Source organism: Brevibacterium senegalense (assembly GCF_000285835.1).
GTDB lineage: Bacteria > Actinomycetota > Actinomycetes > Actinomycetales > Brevibacteriaceae > Brevibacterium > Brevibacterium senegalense.
Window position 1 is genome coordinate 423,073 of the sequence record NZ_HE978600.1, and the last position, 16,372, is coordinate 439,444.

The 16,372-nt window shown below is 69.6% G+C and carries 17 protein-coding genes; 16 read left to right on the top strand and 1 reads right to left on the bottom strand.

Annotation, left to right across the window (positions count from 1 at the left end; translation table 11 throughout):
- Positions 1-13 precede the first annotated feature (13 nt).
- From HGBR_RS01970 to HGBR_RS02035, 14 genes are all read left to right on the top strand, one after another.
- Positions 14-349 carry a metal-sensitive transcriptional regulator gene (locus HGBR_RS01970; protein ID WP_019157654.1) on the top strand — a complete coding sequence of 112 codons (336 nt, stop codon included), beginning with the start codon at positions 14-16 and terminating at the stop codon, positions 347-349.
- Between the two features lie 291 nt (positions 350-640).
- Positions 641-1,471: a helix-turn-helix transcriptional regulator gene (locus HGBR_RS01975; RefSeq protein ID WP_019157655.1), complete on the top strand. Its 831-nt coding sequence runs from the start codon at positions 641-643 to the stop codon at positions 1,469-1,471.
- Positions 1,472-1,725: 254 nt separating this feature from the next.
- Positions 1,726-2,814: an ArdC-like ssDNA-binding domain-containing protein gene (locus HGBR_RS01980; RefSeq protein WP_019157656.1), complete on the top strand. Its 1,089-nt coding sequence runs from the start codon at positions 1,726-1,728 to the stop codon at positions 2,812-2,814.
- Positions 2,814-3,737: a bifunctional DNA primase/polymerase gene (locus HGBR_RS16010; protein WP_019157657.1), complete on the top strand. Its 924-nt coding sequence runs from the start codon at positions 2,814-2,816 to the stop codon at positions 3,735-3,737. The genes HGBR_RS01980 and HGBR_RS16010 overlap by 1 nt, the downstream gene beginning before the upstream one ends.
- Complete coding sequence (locus HGBR_RS16015) at positions 3,737-4,525, top strand: DUF2637 domain-containing protein (protein WP_051013254.1); 789 nt, start codon at positions 3,737-3,739, stop codon at positions 4,523-4,525. Before HGBR_RS16010 ends, HGBR_RS16015 begins: the two co-directional genes overlap by 1 nt.
- Positions 4,522-4,932, top strand: coding sequence for a hypothetical protein (locus HGBR_RS16020; protein ID WP_019157659.1), 411 nt, complete (start codon positions 4,522-4,524; stop codon positions 4,930-4,932). Before HGBR_RS16015 ends, HGBR_RS16020 begins: the two co-directional genes overlap by 4 nt.
- 112 nt (positions 4,933-5,044) lie before the next feature.
- Positions 5,045-5,911 (top strand): hypothetical protein, encoded by an 867-nt coding sequence (locus HGBR_RS02000; RefSeq protein ID WP_026077255.1) that lies wholly within the window; start codon positions 5,045-5,047, stop codon positions 5,909-5,911.
- Positions 5,908-6,918, top strand: a complete 1,011-nt coding sequence (locus HGBR_RS16025) for a ParB N-terminal domain-containing protein (protein ID WP_019157661.1) — start codon at positions 5,908-5,910, stop codon at positions 6,916-6,918. Before HGBR_RS02000 ends, HGBR_RS16025 begins: the two co-directional genes overlap by 4 nt.
- A gap of 76 nt (positions 6,919-6,994) precedes the next feature.
- Positions 6,995-7,666 (top strand): hypothetical protein, encoded by a 672-nt coding sequence (locus tag HGBR_RS02010; protein WP_026077256.1) that lies wholly within the window; start codon positions 6,995-6,997, stop codon positions 7,664-7,666.
- 19 nt (positions 7,667-7,685) lie between these two features.
- A complete protein-coding gene (locus tag HGBR_RS02015) occupies positions 7,686-9,314 on the top strand; it encodes a M23 family metallopeptidase (protein WP_019157663.1) in 1,629 nt (542 codons plus the stop codon).
- Positions 9,314-9,580: a DUF6112 family protein gene (locus HGBR_RS02020; RefSeq protein ID WP_019157664.1), complete on the top strand. Its 267-nt coding sequence runs from the start codon at positions 9,314-9,316 to the stop codon at positions 9,578-9,580. Before HGBR_RS02015 ends, HGBR_RS02020 begins: the two co-directional genes overlap by 1 nt.
- A 144-nt stretch (positions 9,581-9,724) precedes the next feature.
- On the top strand, positions 9,725-9,994 hold the full coding sequence (locus HGBR_RS02025; protein WP_051013284.1) for a DUF6112 family protein: 270 nt from the start codon (positions 9,725-9,727) through the stop codon (positions 9,992-9,994).
- A 34-nt stretch (positions 9,995-10,028) separates the two neighbouring features.
- On the top strand, positions 10,029-11,384 hold the full coding sequence (locus tag HGBR_RS02030) for a hypothetical protein (RefSeq protein WP_019157666.1): 1,356 nt from the start codon (positions 10,029-10,031) through the stop codon (positions 11,382-11,384).
- Positions 11,385-11,387: 3 nt separating this feature from the next.
- Positions 11,388-12,860 (top strand): SCO6880 family protein, encoded by a 1,473-nt coding sequence (locus HGBR_RS02035; RefSeq protein ID WP_019157667.1) that lies wholly within the window; start codon positions 11,388-11,390, stop codon positions 12,858-12,860.
- A gap of 7 nt (positions 12,861-12,867) precedes the next feature.
- Here the strand turns inward: HGBR_RS02035 and HGBR_RS02040 are convergent, their stop codons facing one another.
- Positions 12,868-13,929: a CHAT domain-containing protein gene (locus HGBR_RS02040; RefSeq protein WP_019157668.1), complete on the bottom strand. Its 1,062-nt coding sequence runs from the start codon at positions 13,927-13,929 to the stop codon at positions 12,868-12,870.
- A 150-nt stretch (positions 13,930-14,079) separates the two neighbouring features.
- Between HGBR_RS02040 and HGBR_RS02045 the strand changes: the two genes are divergently transcribed.
- Positions 14,080-14,868, top strand: coding sequence for a hypothetical protein (locus HGBR_RS02045; RefSeq protein WP_019157669.1), 789 nt, complete (start codon positions 14,080-14,082; stop codon positions 14,866-14,868).
- Positions 14,865-16,346, top strand: coding sequence for a TraC family protein (locus HGBR_RS02050; protein ID WP_019157670.1), 1,482 nt, complete (start codon positions 14,865-14,867; stop codon positions 16,344-16,346). Before HGBR_RS02045 ends, HGBR_RS02050 begins: the two co-directional genes overlap by 4 nt.
- The last annotated feature ends 26 nt before the right edge of the window (positions 16,347-16,372 follow it).

The window sequence follows — 16,372 nt, forward strand, 5'->3', positions numbered from 1 at the left end:
CATCAGGAGACCGATGATGAGCACCCTGTCCCTTCCCTCCGGTCACGCTTCCGAGAGCGCGGCCGACCGCGGCTACATCAGCGACAAGGCCCGCTACCTCGCTCGCCTCAGGCGCATCGAGGGACAAGCCCGCGGCATCCACCGCATGATCGATGAGGACGCCTACTGCATCGACATCCTCACCCAAGTAAGTGCGATCACCTCCGCGCTAGAGAACGTCGCGATCGGTCTCCTCGATGACCATCTCAGGCACTGCGTCACCGGCGCCATCCGGAACGGTGAGACCGCAGCCGATCACAAGATCGATGAGGCATCCCAAGCCATCGCCCGACTGATCAAGTCCACCTGAAGGAAGGAAACCGATGCGACTCCTCACCCGCATGACCTCAGCCATAGCCCGATCCTTCGAGGCCGAGCTCACCGTGCGCCGATGCTGCCAGGCTGTCCGTTGGGCACTCACCATCCGATCCGCCGGCAGTCAGCAAGAGTCGCCGTGAGGCGCCTCTCGAACGATCCGCATCCAGCTGCGGTCGATCCCTGAGTCAGACAGCAGCAATGAGTGACCGCACGACTCTCCCCGCCCTTGTCTGCCCGCACCCGCACCGTTCATCGCCCCATCGGGCCTGCCTCATATGACTGCGTGCAACTCGTCGTCGTGCGCGATGGCACGGCGATCGTGTTCTCCGAGTTCGGTGAGCAGCCGGTCAGCTTCGGCGACGCGATCCTCCTCGGACCCAACGTGCTCTGCGGGACCGAACCGGAGGGGCAGCTGACTGTCACGACGATCTACATCGACACCGATCTCGCTCTGGATCAGTTCTTCTGGCAATACTCCACGATCCTGCACGATCGACTGGACGCGCAGGGCTTCGCCAAGAAGGTCTACTCCGAACCAGCCCAAGTGCTGCATCTGGGCCGGGATCGGGCGGGCCTGATGCTGCCGTGGCTCGATGAGATGGTCGCACTCAGTGCCGAGGGGCATTTCCATGAACGCTTCCCCCGGTTACAGTCGCTCTGGTTCGCCGTCGTGGACGTCATCGCCCCGCATGTCCGCGTCTCCCCGATGCGGCTGACCAGATTCCAGCGCGCTCGCTCCCGCCCGGTCTCTTCCCATGAGCGAGCGCTGGGACCGTTACGCCGCGAAGCGATGCTCGTGCGCGATGCGCTCCATCGTGATGTCGCCTCCCCGTGGACATTGACAGAGCTGGCTGAGCTGGCGCAGCTCTCCCCGAAGCAGCTCGCCCGCGTGTTCACCGCTGCGTTCGGTAAGACCCCGACCGCCTATCTGACGATGCTGCGAGTGCAGGAGATGGCGCGACTCCTACGGGAGACGAACATCACCGTCGCGGCGGCTGGGCAGCGGGTCGGCTGGCGCAGCCGATCACGCGCGATCGAGGCGTTCACCGCGCATACCGGGGTCACCCCGAACCGGTACCGAGACATGCGGCCGGTCGTCGCCGACGTGCCCTGACTTCCGAGGTTCCCGGTTTCGAGAACGGGACAGTTCGACCGGGAAAATCCCGGTCAGGGCGGCTTCTCCTTCTCCCCGGCGCGGCCCGTGGGTAAGCCGGTATGTCCTACGTCAGGTGCCTCCGCGTTCCTGACGGCCAACCTACCGACTTCGCTGTTCGCTGACCGTCTGACTCGCCGGAAGCTCCTGGCTCACCTCGCTGGTGCAAGGCCAGCAGCCCCTCGTGCGGCTGGCCGCTCGGGAGGAGGCCGACGATGGCGACGAGGCAAGAGGAGGCCCGCCAGGCGCGGGAGGCGAAGCTCGACGAGTTCCACGACAAGCTCACCGGTGCGGTCGAGCGGCTCGTCACCGGGGATGACTGGGCCGATGCGCTCCGGTTCGCCGCGAAGTTCAGGTCACGGAGCTTCAACAATGTGCTGCTGATCTGGACGGCTCATATGGAGGCGTTCGAACAGGGCCGAGTGCCTGAACCTTTCCCCACCCTGGTCGCCGGATACAAGCAGTGGCAGCAACTCGGCCGACAGGTCGAGAAAGGCCAGGCTGGGTATCAGATTCTCGCACCAGTGACGGGCAGATTCGCCTCCGCGAACCTCGCCGACGCAATGTCGTGGCGGCGGCTGAACCGAGGTGAGAAGCCGAAGCCGGGAGAAACAGTGCGCACCCGGATGGTCGGAGTGCGACCGGCCTACGTCTGGGATGTCTCCCAGACCAGCGGTGAACCGATCCCCGCACGACCCGAGCCTCAGCTGCTCAAAGGCGAAGCCCCGGCAGGGCTCCGTGACGGCCTGGCCGATCAGGTGCGAGCGGAGGGGTTCGAGCTGCTGTGGGTGCCGCACGAGGGCATGATCGGCGGCGCGAACGGGCGCACGAACTTCACCGAGAACTGGGTCGCGGTGCGCACGAACATGGACGACGCCGCGCAGGTGAAGACCCTCGCCCACGAGCTCGCCCATGTCCTGATGCACGGCCCTGATCAGCAGGAGGCCCGGCAGCATCGCGGGATCGGGGAGGTCGAGGCCGATAGCGTCGCGCTGATGATCGGCGCCGCTCACGGGATGGACACCAGCGAGTACACGATCCCGTACGTCGCGGGCTGGGCGGCGGCCGTGGATGGGAAGAACCCGGTCGAGGTGGTGCAGGCCGCCGGGGAGCGGATACGGAAGACCGCTCTCGATGTGCTCGACCGGCTCGACACGGAGCAGGTGAGCAATGGCATCCCGCCCGGCCTCACCCGAGACGCACCCCAGCAGCAGGCGCAGCGCGAGCGCCCCCGCATCGCGTCACGAACACGCGAGCCCGAGGAGCCTCAGCCTGAGCTCGCGACACCAGAGCGGGGGCTGTGATGGCTGCCCGTGACCTGTCGGCGATCTTCCTCAACGCCACCGAGCAGCCACTCCCGCACGCGGCCCGTGAGCTTGCGGTCGCTGGGGTGCCGGTGTTCCCGGTCGCGCCGCGCGACAAGGTGCCGCTGATCCGCCACGGCCGGGGCTTCCGGGATGCGACGACGAACCTGCGCCAGGTGGAGGCGTGGTGGCGTAGTTCGCCACACGCGAACATCGGGATACCCACCGGCCGAGTCTCGGGCCTGTCGGTGGTGGATGTGGACGTGCACGGCACGAACGGCTACGACGCCCTGAACCGCGCAGACCGCGCCGGGCTCGTGAGCGGGTGGGAGTTTCTGGTGCGCTCGCCCACGGGCGGCCTGCACCTCTACTACCCAGCCGCCGACGAGATGGAGCAGCGGTCGTGGCAGGTCGGGGATGCGGGGATCGACTTCCGCGGCGACGGCGGCTACATCGTCGCCCCACCCTCGCTGCGGGTGATCGACGGCGAGACCGTGCCGTACCGGATCACCGAGCTCGGCACCGACCCCGCACACCCGCTGGACGCGGGCCGGCTACGGCGTTTTCTCGAACCGCCCCGCCCACCGCGCCGATTCCCACCCCGGATGCGCGGGCAGGGGCGGACCGATCCGCAGAAGCTCGCGAACTGGCTGGGCGGAGAGCGCACCGACCGGAACCGGAAGCTGTTCTGGGCCTCCTGCGTCCTCGCCGAGGAAGGCGTGCCGTATCGAGATGCGCTGGACGCGATGCTCACGGTCGAGCAGCCCGATTTCGGGCAGCGGGAGATCATCCGCACCGTCACCTCCGGCTACAAACGCATCCACGGCACCCCAACACCGGCCAGTCGGACGAGGGTGTCCCGCCCCGGCCCGGCGCGCGACACGGCCCCGGAGCAGCGGCTGACGCCGGCGAGGGGGCTGTGATGAATCGGCGGCGCGGGTGGGCGGTGGTCACGGCCGCGTCGGGAACCGTGCTCATCGGGGCAGGCGCGTTCTGGCTGTCGTTCACGGCGCTGGCCGACCTCGCCGTGCGTTCCGGGATCGGGGCTGGGCAGGCGTGGATCTGGCCGCTGCTGGTCGATGGGCTGATCGTGGTCGCCACCGTTGCCGTGGTCGCTCTCGATGGGCACCGGGCGGCCTGGTATCCGTGGGCGCTGCTCATCGGCGGCGCACTTGTCTCGGTGATCGCGAACGCCGCTCACGCCCTGGTCACCGCCGAGGCGTCCGTGCCGGGCCTGCTCGCCGCGACCGTCGCCGCCGTCCCACCCCTGGTGCTGCTCGCCTCCACCCACCTGACCGTCGTGCTCATCCGCTCCACCCGCACCACGACCACACCGCCGCAGACGGAGGCACCTCCGCCGGCTCTGCCTGCGGCCGGCACCCCACCCGAGAACCCGACCCCGAGCCCGGCGCCGGAGCCCGACGGTCCCTTACCGCAGCACGAGGACGAGGACGAAGTAGAGCCGTCCGCGCCTGCGACACGCGAGTCTCACGAGTCGGCTCCGCCGGGGGCTGGTGCTGGTCGGCGGGAGCGGGCGGCGCGGCTGCGGGAGGCGGGCTGGTCGAACAAGCAGATCGCCCGCGAACTCGATGTGCACCCCTCGACCGTGGGCCGCTGGTTTCCCCGACGGCCCCAGGCCGAGGGGTCTGAGTCGTCCGGCCCGCAGGAGGCCGGCACCCCACCTGAACATTCCGAGGAGGAACCGTCATGAACACCGAACAGTACCCGCACGACCAGCAGTCGCCCGAGCAGCCGCCGCCATCCGAGGCGGCAGGGCCGGAGCGGCCTGATCCGTCGGCGGGGATGGCGCCCGAGGCGATCCAGGCCGCCGACGTCGACCGCGAGAAGCAAAGCGCGGAGGGCGTGGACGTGGAGAGGCCGACGCGCGGGGTGGACTGGGTGCGCGCCTCCGATCTGATCGCCCGTGGCAGCGGCTCTCTGTCGCGGCGCGGCATCGACCTGGACTCCAAGCTGGCTCGTGGGACCCGGCACGGCGTTGCGGTCAGCGCCAAGTATGTCGGTCGGCAGATCGCCACGGGCGCGAGGCGGCTGCCGCCGGTCTCGGCGTTCGGCCGCGAGGAGCCCGCACCCGAGTCGCCGGGTCTGGGCAGGAAGTGACCCCGGGGTGAGCCGTCATGTCTACGATCCGACGTTCTTTCCCTGACCACCCCGCTACTCGTGGGAGCCGGTGTGCACCTGCCTGGCAGGAGGTGCCGAGATGATCCCGCACATGACAACCGCCGCCGCACCGGGAGGCGGCGAGGACTACACGACCGGTGAGGGCTTGCGCGCCCTGCTGGTCCGGCTGCACGCGGAGGGGCCGGGCGGGTGGCGCACCGATCCGACCGCCGCGAAGCTGATGCAGTACGCGGCCGACAAGTACGCCGCTCTAGCGCGTAAGCACGGTCTTGATCCGTGGGAGGCGGCGGGTGCCGCGTTCGATGTGATGCGCACTCGTTCCGCGCGCGAGGCCGATGACCCGTGGGGCGTGGTCACCCATGCGGTGCGGATCACCTGCATCGCCGAGGAACGCGCCCAAGGCCTGCTGTGCTCGACGCATCAGGCGCGCCGCCCGCACTACTCGGTCTTCCACGACGCCGAGCGCCTCTCCGACCGGGAGAACCCGCTGGATGACTACCATCCCGCGTTCCACATCACCGACCCCCGCCCCGACGACGAGAAGCACGAGGGCGAGCGGGAGGTGGTGGAGCCGGCGGGGGTGGTCACGTCGGCGTCTGGTGCGGTGGAGGACGCGATCGCGTTCGTCACCGTCCTCGGGTGGCCGGCGCAGACGGCCCGCGCCGCGGTCGAGCATGTCTGCCATGCCCTCGCCCGTACCGGGTCGCGGCAGTCGGCGTTCGAGGTGCTGCGCCGCGACCAGCACTCCCGCGCCCTGCTCGACCTGCCCGGCTCCTCATGGACGGCGCTGCTGCGGGCACTGCTCGGCAACCCCGCACCCGGGATCTCCGCGACCTCGGCAGGGCGGGGCATCCTGCTCAGGTTGTTGATCGGCGAGACGCTGCCGGTGCTGCTGCACGACGACGACCTCGTGCTCACCGTGTCACTCGCGGCACCCCGGAATGGGGGCCGGCGATGAGTATCGAGCTGGAACGGGCCGTGTCCTCGATCAGGATCGGGAACCGGCATCGCACCGATCTGGGCGACATCGACGCCCTGGCCGCGTCCATCGCCCGCGACGGCCTGCTTCAGCCCCCGACGATCACCCCGGACGGGGTGCTCGTGTGCGGCCGGCGCCGACTCGCCGCGATCCAGCAGCTCGGCTGGCGCACCGTGAACGTGTGGGTGCGGCAAGGAATCTCGAACCGGCTCGGGCACCTCCTCGCCGAGCAGGACGACAACCTCCTGCACAAAGACCTCAACCCACTGGAAGCAGCGTCCCTCTACCGCGAACTCAAGACCCTCCTCGCTGAGGACGCGGCGCGTCGGCAGGAAGCGTCCCGGTTCAGCAGCGACCACCAGCCTGCCGAGGGTGGGGAGGACGGTGGCGGAAAATTTCCGGCACCGTCACCGACACCGGCGGGTGAGGCGCGGCAGCAGGCGGCGACGATGATCCCCGGTGCCGCGTCGTACCGGACATTGGACAAGATCGAGGCGATCCAGCAGGCCGCCGACCGCGACGACCTCCCCGACGACACCCGTACGTCGGTAGCGAATGCGTTGGCGCGGATCGAGGCGGGCGCGCCGGTGCATCCGATCTTCGAGGAGGTCCGCTCCCTGATCGACGATCCCGCCCGGAGCCGGGACGCGGAACTGGACCGGCTCGCGCAGGAGGCGGTCGCCCGCGCCAAGAACCGCCCCCGCCGCACGAAGAGCCCTGCCGCTCTGGCACCGGCGGGGCTGACGGTGTGGACGGCCCGCTCGTTCGTCGTGATCTGGGGCGAACTGGTCGACTGGTGGACGCATTACGACCCGGCCGTGCTCGCCGGCGAGCTCACCGAGGAGCAGATCGAGATGTTCCTGACGATCGCCGACGGCACCGCCCGCTTCGCCACCGCCCTCCGTGCCGCATGCAACCAGAACACCGACAACGACGAAGACCGTGACGAGGGTGAGGGTGGGATGCGGCATCTGCGCGCCCTCTGACCCCCTCCCGTTTCGCCGCCTCGGGCCCCATGAGGGGGTGTCGGGGCGGATGCGCGTTCGGGTGCACCTGGTGGGCATGAACTCGACAGATGCTTCTCGTTCCCGCCGCCGACTGGTCGTCCTGGTCTCGGCCGCAGTCGTCGTGCTGCTCCTGGTCGGTATCGGGGTCTACGGCCTGGTCGCCGGCCCCCGCACCACCAGCGACCCGCCACCCGCGCCCCCGTCACCGACCGCACCAGGCACGACGGAGCAGGGGCCGCGGGACCTAGCGCCGATCCCCGAGACCGACGACCCGGAGAAGTTCGTCCGCGCCGTTGCGGAGGCGCTGTTCGGGTGGGATACGACCAGCGGGCTGATGCCGCTGGACTACACCAGCGTGCTCCTGAAGGTTGCCGACCCGTCCGGGGTCGAGCAGGCGGGCCTGGCCTCGGATATCGCCGGCTATCTCCCGAACCGGGAGACCTGGGTCGAGCTGCGCAAGTACGGCACGACGCAGCGTCTGGAGATCACGGACGTGTTCGTGCCGGAGGCGTGGGCGGAAGCCGAATCGCAGGCGCAGCCGGGGCAACTAGCGCCGGGCACCACGGCGTACGCGGTCGAGGGTGTCCGCCACCGGCAGGGCATCTGGAATGACGAGGCCACGTCGAGTGCGCATGAGGTGGCGTTCACGATCTTCCTGACCTGCCCGCCGGACGGCGACCCGTGCTATCTGCTGCGCCTGTCCATCCTCGACCAGCCCCTGCGCTGACACCGGGGAGGAGGCTCTGATGCTGCGCAAAGCGATCGCGGGGCTCGCCGCCCTCGTCCTGCTCTGCCCGATGGTCGTCCTCGTCTCGGTCGGGCTGCTCGTCAACCCCTCCGCCGCCTCCTGCGCAGCCCCTGGCGGCAGCGTGCAGGTCGGCGACATCCCCGACGAACTGACCTCGATCACCCGCCACGGGGAACAGATCGTCCTCGGCAAGGCCGAGCTCACCCACGCCGCCACGATCATCGAGACCGGTTCGAGCACTGAGGGGGTCGGCCGGGATGGGATCGTGATCGCGTTGATGGCGGCGCTGACCGAGTCGCGGATGCGGATGCTCGCCAACACCTCTGCGTATCCGGAGAGCGGCGAGTACCCGAACGACGGCAACGGCTCCGATAACGACTCTTTGGGGCTGTTTCAGATGCGGCCGGCCTCCGGGTGGGGCACCGTCGCCGAGCTCATGGACCCCGACTATCAGGCCGCCGCGTTCTACGGCGGCCCCGACGGCCCCAACGCCGGCTCACCCAGGGGGCTGCTGGACATTCCCGGCTGGGAGCAGATGGGCAAGGGCGAAGCCGCCCAGGCCGTGGAAGTCAGTGCCTTCCCGGACCGGTACGACAACTACGAGCCCGTCGCCGAAGACATCCTCACCGCCCTCACCGGCAGCGGCGAGCCCGGCCCCACCCGTACCCCGGTCCTGGTGAGCGCGGAACCGGTCGAGTCGGGGCGGGTGGTGTTCCCGCTGCCGGAGGGCACGTGGGTGCCGACCAGCCCGTTCGGGCCGAGGACGCATCCGATCACCGCGGAGCAGTCCTTCCACACCGGCAGCGATTTCTCCGCCCCGGACGGCACCCCGATCCTCGCCGCCGCCGACGGCACCGTCACGGTCTCGGAGTTCTCCGGCGGCTACGGGGGTCTCGTCGTCATCGAGCACCGCATCGACGGGAAGACCATGGCGACCGCTTACGCGCATTCCTGGGAGCACGGCATCCACGTCGCGCCGGGTGACACGGTGCGGGCCGGGCAGCACATCGCCGACGTTGGCAGCTCGGGGATGTCGACGGGGCCGCATCTGCATTTCGAGGTCCGCGACGGCGGCACCGACGGCGAGTACATCGATCCCGCGAAGTGGCTCAACGACCACGACGCCGCCGACCTCGACGAGTCCGACGTCACCCCACCCGGACAGCACGAGGACTGCGTCACCCAGCAGGGCACGCCGGGTGATCCGGCCCCGGTCGAGGGCGACCCGGACGAGCTGGTGGACGACCCCACCACGGATGGGCAGATCACAGTGCGGCTGCGCAGCGTCTACGAACAGACCCTCACCGCGTTCCCGGAGTCGACGTGGGCGTGCTATTCGCCCCGCCCCGGCACCAAGTCCGAGCACCCGATCGGCAGAGCCTGCGATGTGGCGTTCGGGAACGCGATCGGCCAGTACCCGACCCCGGCCCAGCTCGAATACGGGTGGCAGGTCACCGACTGGCTCCAAGAGCACGCCGAGACCCTCGGCGTCGAATACCTGATCTGGCAGGGCAAGATCTGGTCCCTCGCCCGAGCCGACGAGGGCTGGCGCGACTACACCCGCGGCACCGATATCACGACCCGGCACGACGATCACTTGCACATCACGGTCCGAGAGGGGGCGTGATGGAGGTCTTCCCGGATTTCGAGGGACTGTCGGGGATCGAGGACCTGCGGGAGGTCGCCGGCGCGCTGTTGATGTTCGTGCTGATCGTCGCGGTGCTGATGCTCATCGTCTCAGGCATCTGCTGGGCGATCGGCTCCAGCAACGGCAACTACCAGCTCGCTCACCGCGGCCGGGCCGGCGTGTTCGTGTCCTTCGCCGGCGCGATCTTCGCCGGTGCCAGCGTCGCCTGGCTGAACTGGCTCATCACCATCGGCAACCAGCTCTAACCCCCAGCTGCTCGTCGTCGGTTTTCTCTGGCCCGCCCCTCGGGTGCTTCGGCACCTCCGGGGGTCGGGCTTCTTCGTGTGCCCCTGGGGGTCGGGGTGCACCTGGCGGTCGGAACTGTCTCACGTCTCGTGAAAGGGCACATCGTGATCGACATCGACCCCAACTCCAGCGGGCTGCCGGGCATCGAGCAGCTGCGCACGATCGTCGGCGCCGTGATGACCGTCGGCCTCATCCTCAGCGTGCTGGCGCTGATCATCTCCGCGATCGTCTGGGCCTACGGCTCCAACTCCTCCAACCCGCACCTGGCCGGGCGGGGGAAGACGGGGCTGCTGATCTCCTGCGGCGCTGCCGTGATCTGCGGCGCCGCCGTGGCCCTCGTGAACTTCGGCTGGTCGGTCGGCCAGCAGGTCTGACCCCTTCTTCTGAGTGTGAAAGGAGGGGTGCGCCGTGAGCGTGTGCGATATCCCCGTCATCTCCACCGTGTGCGATGCGGTCGGCGAGGGCACCGCGTCCTTGATCGCCGCCCCGTTCGACTGGCTCGCCTCCTCGATGGCCGGGGCCGCCGCCTGGCTGATGGAGACCATGTGGACCGTCTTCGACACCACCACCCTGGTCGACCTGAACCAGGACGGGTTCATCTCGGTCTACAACATCGTCTTCGGGATCGCCCTGTTCATCATCGCGATCTTCTTCTTCCTGCAACTGATCACCGGGATGATCCAGCGCGACCCCGGCGCCCTCTCCCGTGCCGCGCTCGGGGCGGGCAAGTCGATCCTCGGCAGCTTCGTGGTCATCACGTTGACGACGGTGCTGCTGGAGATCGTCGACCAGCTGTGCATCGGCCTCATCCAGGCCGCCGGGGAGACCACCGAATCGATGGGCAACCAACTCCTCCTCCTCGCTGGCGCTCTCGCGGGGTTGAACATTACGGCTCCCGGCGTCGGGGCGATCGTCTCGATTTTCCTCGCCGGCCTGATGATCGCCGCGATCGGCATCGTCTGGTTCTCCCTCCTGATCCGCAAGGCCCTGATCCTCGTCACCGTCGTGCTGGCCCCGCTGGCCTTGTCGGGGGCGTCGTGGGATGTGACCAAGGGGTGGATCGGGAAATGGGTGACGTTCCTGATCGCCCTGATTGTCTCCAAGCTCGTCCTCGTCGTGGTGTTCCTGGTCGCGATCACGCAGGTCGCGACCCCCATCGACGCCGGCCTGACCGCCGTGACCGAGCCCATCGCCGGGATCGTGCTGCTCGGAATCGCCGCTTTCGCCCCGTACATGGTCTACCGGCTCCTGAGCTTCGTGGGCTTCGACCTCTACAACACCATGGGCGCCGAACAGGACGCGAAGAACGCCATGAACCGCCCCCTCCCGATCCCCACCCGGGGCGGCGAGGGCCCGAAGAAGATCCTCGACGGCTCCAGCGGCGGAGGTGATGGTGACGGTGATGGCGGTGGGAGCCCGCCCGCGACGAAGCCGCCCGCCAGCACCGAGACCGCGGGCACGGAGACCGCGACCGCCGAGGCGGGGACCGAGACTGCCGCGAGCAGCGGGCCTGCCGCCCCGGTCGTGGCCGGCGTGATCGTCGCCAAAGAAGCCGCCGAGGCAGGGCCGGCAGCCGGCAACGAGGTCGGCGCCCAGGCCGACACCACCGCCGCGGGCGCGCAGAACACCGGCAACACCACCCCCAACGGCAGCAGCGGCGACGGCGGCCCGGGCGACGGCGGTACGCCGCCGGCTCCGTCGGCACCGGTGCCCAACACCCCGACCGAGCCGTCCGCCCCGGCAGACCCCGGCACGAAGGAGTAGGCGATGCCCCGCACCGACGACACCACGACCACGGGCGCCGGCGAGCTGGTGCCGGTGAAGTTCTCCCGCCTCACCCGACGCGGCCTCATCCTGGGCCTGTCGCTGTCGCAGATGATCGCCCTCGGCATCGGCGGCGCGTCCCTGATCGGGGCGCTCTACGCTGGCGGCGGCATCCTCATCGCCTACTCCGCCCCCATCTGGGCGGCCGCGATCGCCCTGACCTGGGTGAAGATCAGCGGCCGAGCCTTGGTCGAATGGATACCCGTCTGCGCCTGGTGGGCCTGGCGCACGACCGGCGGACAGCTCCTCTACCGGCGCCGGATCGTGACCCCCAGGCCCGAGGGTACGCTCGCGCTGCCGGGTGACATGGCCAGGCTGCGCGAGTACACCGATCCCGAGACGGGGGCCGGGATGATCCACGACCCGACCGCGAACACGCTGACGGTGGTGGTGTCGGTGACGCATCCGGCGTTCGTGCTGCTGGACCCGTCCGAGCAGCACCGCCGCGTCACCGCCTGGGGCCGTGTGCTGGCGACGATCTGCCGCTCCGGCCGGGTCGCCACCCTCCAAGTCCTGGAACGGACATTGCCGGATTCGGGGCAGGGGCTCGCCGAATGGTGGGCCGAGCACGGCACCCACGACACCTCCTGGGCTTCGACCACCTATGCAGAGTTGATCGACCGGGCCGGGCCTGCCGGGGAACGGCACGCCATGACGCTGTCGCTGTCTCTGGATATGAAGGCGGCGGGCCGGCAGATCCGGACCGCCGGCGGCGGCATCAAGGGCGCGGCGAACGTGCTCCGCCAGGAAATGACCACCCTCGTCTCCGCGCTCCGCGCCGCCGACCTCACCCCGTCCGGGTGGCTGAGTCCCGGGGAGATCGCGGTGATGCTGCGCACCGCTTACGACCCCGCGATCGGGCCGACCCTGGAACGCCACGGCCAGCTCGGGCAGGACCTCGCCACTGCCGGCCCCGTCGCCATCGCCGAGACGTGGGAGCGGTTGCGCACCGACTCGGGCTATCACGCCGTGCTGTGGATCAGCGAGTGGCCGAGGGCGATGGTGTATCCCGGGTTCCTCGCCCCGGTGACCTTGTCGACGGGGATACAGCGATCGATCTCGCTGCTGTGCACCCCGCTGAGGACCGATCAGGCCGTGCGCGACATCCGCAAGAAGAAGGTGGAGTACATCAGCGACCGCGCCCAGCGAGCGAAGATCGGCCAGATCCAGGACGCCTCCCAGACCGCCGAGTACGAGGACGTGCTGCGGCAGGAGGCCGACCTGACCGCGGGGCACGGGGTGCTGCGCTACACCGGCCTCATCGCCGTCACCGCCCCGACCATCGAGGAGCTCGACACCGCGGTCGCGGCGATCGAGCAGGCCGCGATCCAGGCCTCCTGCGAAACCCGGCGCCTGGTCGGGCAGCAGGCCGCCGCGTTCACCGCCGCCGCCCTGCCCATTGCCCGCCGCATCTGAGATGTGGTCAGTCGGTGGGCTTGACCAGGATCGTGGCGCCGGGGTCGACGTCGGGAGCTGCGGCGAGGGTCGGGAGCTCGGCACCGTCGAGGCCGGCCATCTCCAACGCGGCCTGTCCGGACAGATGCGCCGAGCGCACGGACTGCCCGTTCGCAATGGAGGCGTAGAACTGGGCGGCGTAGTTGATGGCGTCTCCGTCGTCGATGCTGTCGGCCATGCCGATGGCGAACGGGACGACGTCCGCGACGAGTCGATCGATCTGCGCGGCAGATTTGCAGGCGTTGAGCAGCACGAGCAGCGGCGGGTCGTCGGTGGCGGCGATGGCGCGTGAGAACGCGCGCGCCGTGACGACGTGCCCGTCGTGCGGTGCGTCGGTGTCGTGTTCGAAGACGACGAGGTCTTCGTTGCTGTGTCCGGAGAAGTGCACGACGTGCGGACGGAACTTGGTGATGCCATCCAGCAGGTCGCTCGCGGTCGCGGCAGGGCGGACATCGAGTTCGATCAGGTCTCGGTGCAGCGCGGACTCGACCGCGGATCGGATGCGCTTCTGCTCTCGTCCGACGCGTAGATCGCCTTCGGAGGACGCTCCGAGCAACAGCACCCGCAGCTTCTCGGGCTTGGGTGCTCGCAGTTCCCGGAGCGCTTCGCCGACAGCATGTTCCGTGCGGTCGAAGCGCATTTCGGTTGCCGCACGTTCGGCAGCCGCACGCCGATCAGCGGCGGTCTGCTCTCGCTTGCGCTTGCGTTCCGCCGCGTCGGCCTCGGAGCGCTCTGCCCGGGCGAGCTTGGTCTGGAGGTCTGCTTCCTGCTTCCGGTAGCCGGAGGCCTTGTCCGCCCACTTGTTCGCTTCGCTTCCGGCGGACGCGGCCTCCTTGTCGCGCTGGGCGGCCCGGCTCAACTTCGATTTCTGTGTCGACGCGCTCTTGGTCTTCGTCGCCTCCTGACGCGCCTTGTCCGCCTCGGCACGCTTCTTCGACTCCTTGTTCCGGTACTCACCGGCCTTCTTCTCCGCGTCGACGCGCTGCTTGCGCTTGCGCTCCAGCTCCCCGCGGTACTGCTGTGATCCCACCCCGGCTCCTCTCGACTCACCTGCGTGGCAACGCTATCCGGCACCACGGACACAGCAGAGCCGCGCGCACCTGGCAGGCACAGCGCCCCGACCCCTCACCTCCGCCGGGGTCGGGGCGCTGCCGCGCCCGCCGAAACCTGAGGAGTTGTCATGCCGACGTTCACCGATCCCCAAGCAGCTGCTCGCGAAGCCGCCGAGGCCTTGCGCGGGCTCGCGCACGCCACGATCACCATCGAGGACCCGCGCGCCATGTATGAGGTCATCGGGGACCTGCTGGCCAGCACCCGGTACCTGGCCCAGGTCACCGATCAGCTCGCCCGGAACCATCACCGCAGTGCGGCACGGGCGACGACCGATCACGGCGATCCGCTCGCCGCGCGAACTCTCCTCGGTGACACGATCGACGCGCTGCGCACCGCGTCCGCCCGCATGGATGAAGCCGAAGTCTCCCTCGACCAGGCGTCCGGGAAGGCGGGGCAGATCGCGTGGAAGCCCGACGATCCGCAGCACCGGTGGGTCAGCATCGTGTTCATCCAAGGCGAGGACGCGGACCCGGTGGTGGAGATCATCGACCGGCAGGGCACGGACGCCGCGATCGAATACCTCGCCGCCTGGGATCACGGCGAGGAGACGGTGAGCGATGCGATGGAGAACGGGTACGTCTACGACACCGCCCCGCACAGCGCCGCCGACCGGCTCGCCGCCTCCGGCGACTACGCCCTCACCTACAGCCCCGACCTGGGCTACGTCGGGCTGTCCCGCCGCATCGACGCGCCCGACCCGGACGCTCCGGCCTCCGGCACCACCACCGCACCGCCCCTATCGGAGCCTGAGCCGCGGCGGGAGCGGCATCGCCGACCGGCACGGCCGGAAGCGTCGTCGTGGTTCCGGCCGGACGCGATCGACGAGGTCGCCGAGAACCGGGGGCTGTTGCGGTGAGCGGCGACCGCGAGAAGCTGCACTCCGCCGTCCTCGTCGCCCCCGCCAAGGAACGCCGCCGACTGCGCCAGCAACGCCGAGCCGCCGCCGCGGAGCTCGTCGCCGAGCAGCGCACCCGCGAGCGGGCCGAGGCCCGAGCGAAGCGGGAGCGCGAGCGGGCCGAACGGCGGGCGAACCGGTATCTGCCCGCAGCCGGCGAGCCCGGCCCCGCCACCCTGCGCACGCCGGGCCGGTTCCGCCTCCCGAAGCATCAGGACACCAGCGCGATGCTCGCCGGGGCGTATCCGTTTCTCGCCGAAGGCGGCCTCGGCTCCCAAGGCGTGTTCATCGGCCAAGACCTCTACTCCGGCGGGTCGTTCGTCTACGACCCCTGGGTGCTGTACGCGAACGGGGTCATCACCGCCCCGAACATCGTGGTCGCCGGCATCGTAGGCTCCGGCAAGTCGAGCCTCGCGAAGAGCCTCTACACCCGCTCGCTCGGGTTCGGGCGCCGCGTCTACATTCCCGGCGACCCGAAAGGCGAACACACCGCCGTCGCGGAGGCTGTCGGGGGCCGGGCGATCAAGCTCGGCCACGGCCTGCCCTCCCGCCTAAACCCCCTCGATGAGGGCTACCGGCCGGCCGGGATGAGCGAGGAGCAATGGACCGCGACCGTCGTCTCCCGGCGGCGCGACCTGATCGGGGCGCTCACGGAGACGGTGCTGGCACGACCCATGTCACCGTTGGAGCACACCGCAATCGACACCGCGCTGGCGGCGACGATGCGCGGCAATTCGGTGCCGATCCTGCCGATGATCGTCGACCACCTCCTCAACCCCGCCCACGACGACGATGGACGGCTGAAGGAGGACGGGCGGATGGTCGGGCACGCCCTGCGCCGCCTGGTCGCCGGTGATCTCGCGGGCCTGTTCGATGGCCCCTCGACGGAGGTGTTCGATCCGTCGCTGCCGATGATCTCCCTGGACCTGTCCCAAGTCACCGAGAACTCCACCCTCATCTCCGCCCTGATGACCTGCTCGTCGGCGTGGATGGAAGCCGCCCTCCTCGACCCCGCCGGTGGGCAGCGCTGGTGCATCTACGACGAAGCCTGGCGCCTCATGAGCCAGCCCGCGTTGTTGAAGCGGATGGACGCGCACTGGAGGCTCGCCCGCGCCTATGGGATCGCGAACGCGATGATCTTCCACAAGGTCAGCGACCTCGACAACGTCGGCGACCAGGGCTCAGCGATCCGCGGCCTCGCCAACTCGTTGTTGGCGAACGCGGAGACGAGGATCATCTACCGGCAAGAATCCGACCAGCTCGGCCCCACCTCGGCCGCGCTCGGGCTGACCGGCACCGAGCAAGCGCTGCTGCCCACCCTCGGGGTCGGGCAGGGGCTGTGGAAGATCAAGGGCTCCTCCTACGTCGTCCAACACCAACTGCACCCGGCCGAGAACCGGCTCTTCGACACGAGCTCGCGGGCGGCAGCGCGCAGCTAGGCGGCACCGGATGGTGCGGGTGCACC

Excerpts from the sequence above, each read along its gene's own strand:
- HGBR_RS02000 (WP_026077255.1), top strand. The coding sequence starts at position 5,045 with ATGACAACCGCCGCCGCACCGGGAGGCGGCGAGGACTACACGACCGGT.
- HGBR_RS16025 (WP_019157661.1), top strand. The coding sequence starts at position 5,908 with ATGAGTATCGAGCTGGAACGGGCCGTGTCCTCGATCAGGATCGGGAAC.
- HGBR_RS16020 (WP_019157659.1), top strand. The coding sequence starts at position 4,522 with ATGAACACCGAACAGTACCCGCACGACCAGCAGTCGCCCGAGCAGCCG.
- HGBR_RS16010 (WP_019157657.1), top strand. The coding sequence starts at position 2,814 with ATGGCTGCCCGTGACCTGTCGGCGATCTTCCTCAACGCCACCGAGCAG.
- HGBR_RS02015 (WP_019157663.1), top strand. The coding sequence starts at position 7,686 with ATGCTGCGCAAAGCGATCGCGGGGCTCGCCGCCCTCGTCCTGCTCTGC.
- HGBR_RS02035 (WP_019157667.1), top strand. The coding sequence starts at position 11,388 with ATGCCCCGCACCGACGACACCACGACCACGGGCGCCGGCGAGCTGGTG.
- HGBR_RS02020 (WP_019157664.1), top strand. The coding sequence starts at position 9,314 with ATGGAGGTCTTCCCGGATTTCGAGGGACTGTCGGGGATCGAGGACCTG.
- HGBR_RS01970 (WP_019157654.1), top strand. The coding sequence starts at position 14 with ATGATGAGCACCCTGTCCCTTCCCTCCGGTCACGCTTCCGAGAGCGCG.
- HGBR_RS16015 (WP_051013254.1), top strand. The coding sequence starts at position 3,737 with ATGAATCGGCGGCGCGGGTGGGCGGTGGTCACGGCCGCGTCGGGAACC.
- HGBR_RS02045 (WP_019157669.1), top strand. The coding sequence starts at position 14,080 with ATGCCGACGTTCACCGATCCCCAAGCAGCTGCTCGCGAAGCCGCCGAG.
- HGBR_RS01980 (WP_019157656.1), top strand. The coding sequence starts at position 1,726 with ATGGCGACGAGGCAAGAGGAGGCCCGCCAGGCGCGGGAGGCGAAGCTC.
- HGBR_RS02010 (WP_026077256.1), top strand. The coding sequence starts at position 6,995 with ATGAACTCGACAGATGCTTCTCGTTCCCGCCGCCGACTGGTCGTCCTG.